At 36.1% G+C, this 3,769-nt stretch carries 3 protein-coding genes; all 3 read left to right on the plus strand.

Translation table 11 applies throughout. The features are described 5' to 3' along the window. A partial coding sequence (locus ABDZ53_RS02175; protein ID WP_343753527.1) for an ATP-binding cassette domain-containing protein occupies positions 1–780 on the plus strand: 780 nt, incomplete at its 5' end. Beyond that, positions 780–2,606 carry an ABC transporter ATP-binding protein gene (locus tag ABDZ53_RS02180; RefSeq protein WP_343753529.1) on the plus strand — a complete coding sequence of 609 codons (1,827 nt, stop codon included), beginning with the start codon at positions 780–782 and terminating at the stop codon, positions 2,604–2,606. The genes ABDZ53_RS02175 and ABDZ53_RS02180, both read left to right, overlap by 1 nt. 539 nt (positions 2,607–3,145) lie before the next feature. Then, positions 3,146–3,718: a helix-turn-helix domain-containing protein gene (locus tag ABDZ53_RS02185; protein ID WP_343753531.1), complete on the plus strand. Its 573-nt coding sequence runs from the start codon at positions 3,146–3,148 to the stop codon at positions 3,716–3,718. Positions 3,719–3,769: the final 51 nt, after the last annotated feature.

The raw sequence follows: 3,769 nt of genomic DNA on the forward strand, positions 1-3,769 counted from the left end.
GTCTCCTATACTTATCCGAATAATGATACACCAACGATAAATAATGTGTCTTTAACCATTAAGCCTTACGAAAATTTAGCTATAGTAGGAGAAAATGGGGCTGGGAAATCGACGCTGACTAATTTAATTGCCGGTTTGCTTAAACCAGATAGTGGGGAAATTTATATTAACGGAATAGCTCAGAGTGAGTTTAATATTTCAGACTATTATGGTTTATTTGCGCCTGTATTTCAGGAGAAATTTTTATTGACTTATTCCATTAAAGAGACGGTCATTCAAGGCTTGCCCTTTGATGAACTGAAGTATAATCGTGTTCTGAAACAAAGTGGCTTGACTGACATCATTTCAAAATTCAAATCGAGAGACGAGACAAAAATTGTGCGCGCCGTTTATCCAGATGGAGTGAATTTGTCGGGAGGGCAGTTACAAAAATTGAAACTGGCTCAAGCCTTATATAAAGACGCACCCGTTCTCTTACTGGATGAACCGACAGCGGCTTTGGATCCCATCGCCGAACATCAGATTTATCAGGATTACTTCCAGTTTTCTAAAGATAAATTATCTATTTTTATATCTCACCGGCTTTCGTCTACCCGTTTTTGTGATCGCATTATTTACATCAAAAATGGAAATATAACAGAAGTCGGAACGCACGAAGAATTAATGGCTAAGCAAAAAGATTACTTTAAGCTTTATGAAGCACAAGCCTATTACTATAAACATGATAAGGAAGAAAAAGAGGAAGAAGACGAGCCAGTCGCAACAGGAGGGGTGATTTAATGGAAAAGCTGACCGTGTATAAACGTGCCTTTAAAGATTTGTTTAGAATTGGCAAAACTTACTATGTGCTGTTCTTTATCCAATCATTGGCGAGATACAGTTTGCCTTTTATTGGCTACATCTATATGACCCAAATTGTGGATGCCTTAACAAGGAATGACATGACCCGGATCCCTTCATTAATCGTACAATATCTGGCCATCTTGTTGGTGTTGCAACTGATTTCTGGATGGATAGACCCACTAGTCACTCATGAGGATTCTCTGTTTTTGAGAAAACTCTTTGCTGAACCGAATAAAAAGATGTTGACTATGCACTACCATTATGCGGAAAGTTCAGAAGTGAGAGAAGAATTAGATATCATCAACCGAAATATGATGAGCAGCCAATCTTCGCTACCGATGATCAATGTCCGTATAAAAGAAATGATGCCTGGATTGGTCAGTATTATATGGGGGATTATCTTACTCACTCCGTTATTTAGAATAGACACAGCCTTATTGCCAGACGGATTCTGGTGGATGCGTCCGAGTCTTATTATTAGTGTCTTCCTTCTACTGATTGGAATCAGTGTATGGATTCAAATCGCGTCATCCAAAAAATCAGGCGAACGGCTAAAAGCGCTTTTTGCGGAATTGAAAGAATCTAATGCCCGATTTTTCTATGAAGATGGAATCCTTCAGGACTTTAAGTCTGGAAAAGAAATGCGTCTTTACGATTTAACTGAAAAAATGATCGAAAATAAAAAAGCTGAGTCTGAACAGACAGGGAAGTTACTGTCTGAAAACTATAAACGTTTTAGAGCCACGATGGTCCCAACTAACGGCTTGTTTCAAGTGATGACATACTTGACCTATGCCTATGTCGGGTTGCTTGTTTTAATCGGTGCTCTACCTGTGGCTTTAATTATTCAACTCTCCAGCGCACTCAGTCAAATGGTTTCTGCTTTGCCTAATGTGATTCAACACGGCATGATGATGATTTCTTCACCGGGTGAATTAGAGCAGTATTATGCATTCATGGACTTACCAGATGAAGAGGTCGTCGGCAGTTTACCTGTAGAAAAAAGGCTAGATAATGACTATCATTTTGCAATAGAGAGTATGAGTTTTTCATATCCAGGCTCAGATGAAGCAGTCTTAAAGAACATAACTGAAAAGTTTGAAGTCGGTAAAAAATACGCCATAGTTGGAGAAAACGGGTCAGGAAAAACAACCTTTATTAAGCTACTCACTCGCTTATATGAACCGAGTGATGGGACTATAAAAATGAATAAAATCGATGCCCATAAGTATGATTTAAGAGAATACTTCAATCTGTTTGGCGTCGTCTTTCAGGACTACCATCTAGTCGGATTTTCATTGGGACAAAACGTTTCTGTTAAACCCTCTTTTGATAGAGAGAAAGTGTTGTCTACCTTAGATAAAGTCGGGTTAGGCGACTTCGTTAGAAATCTACCCAATCAGGAAGAGACATACCTGGGAACAGAATTTGAAGAATCAGGCGTCAGTGTCTCTGGAGGCCAAGAACAGAAAATAGCCATCGCTCGGTCTTTATATAAGGATGCACCGGTCATGATTTTAGATGAGCCTACGGCAGCTCTGGATCCTATGACTGAATTCGAAATCTATCAAAATTTCGATAACCTAGTCGAAGATAAAACAGCCTTCTACATTTCCCATAGACTCTCAAGCTCCAAGTTCTGTGATGAAATCCTTGTCTTTGATCAAGGCGAAATTGTCCAGAAAGGAACGCATAAAGAATTGGTTAATGAAGAAGGAAAGTACCAGGAATTATGGAGTGCACAGGCACAGTATTATCAGTAAGTAAGAGTGAAAGTGAGAGAATTGAAGTTTAGCGTTTTTTGTTGACATGAACTCCATTTTTTTCGTTAAAAATGCAGTTCATTGGTAAATGCCAAAGCTGAACTCAACATTTCTGTTTGAAAGTGAAGTTCAGCAAATAATAATCTACTAAACTCAACTTAAAGCAGAAATATTTAATAAGAATTTGAATGATTATAACAAATAAATACAAAAACATTGCTTACTGAAAAAGTATCGTATATACTACGAATAGATAAATTATTAATAAAAATAAGACTTAAATTAGCTAGAGTTACAAAAAGGAGGCGTACCATATGTTGATATCATTTAAATATTTCACGAATTGGAACGTCTCCTCAAAAGAATAGGTTGATAGAATAGATTGCTGAGTACTCAAATGGGTATAAAATAAAGTTTTTTTGATTTTCATTTTATATCCTAAACTATCACTAAGCCTTTTTTCCAATGCACTTTAAAGTGTAAAGGGGAAAAGGCTTTTTTTGTTTTACAGGGGAGTTCCTTATAAGAAAGGAATTTCAATGACAGTTAAACATATAAAGCAACCATATAATGCAGATAATATTAGCTTAGGAAAGGTATTAAGACAACTGAGAGAAGAAAAAAATTACACTCTTACTGAAGTTGAACGGATGGGTTTAGTTTCTTCGTCAACATTAAGTAATATAGAGAATGGAAAAAGCGATGTCACATTAACGATGCTTTTTAACATATTAGAAAGTTTAAATGTCCCTCTAGAAGTAGCCCTACCTTATTTTGGTTCGGTTCCTGGAAATTATAAAGAGTATTTCAGTCTAATAAGCAATGCATATAACGATGGTAAGAAAGAGGCATTAAACTATTATTGTTCGTTTTTTAGAACATATGAAAAGACAAGTCAGGCATTTTATCTTATTAGATGCCTCTCCCAGCTATACCTCAATGCATTGGATAACAAGTCTAATGAAAAAGTAAAGTACAGACAAAAAATCAACACTTATTTTAGTACAGATTTTAAATTAGATTATTTTAGCATGATACTTTTTATAGAGTCACTCATACTTTTTGAGCCGGATTTTGCAGAAACTAAACTACACTTGTTTATGGCAATATAAAAGTAGATAGTATTGCAACGAAAATCTTAGAAGCTTGAACAAACAAAAAAG

Origin of the sequence: Alkalibacterium iburiense (assembly GCF_039521845.1) — a bacterium.
Classification (GTDB): domain Bacteria; phylum Bacillota; class Bacilli; order Lactobacillales; family Carnobacteriaceae_A; genus Alkalibacterium; species Alkalibacterium iburiense.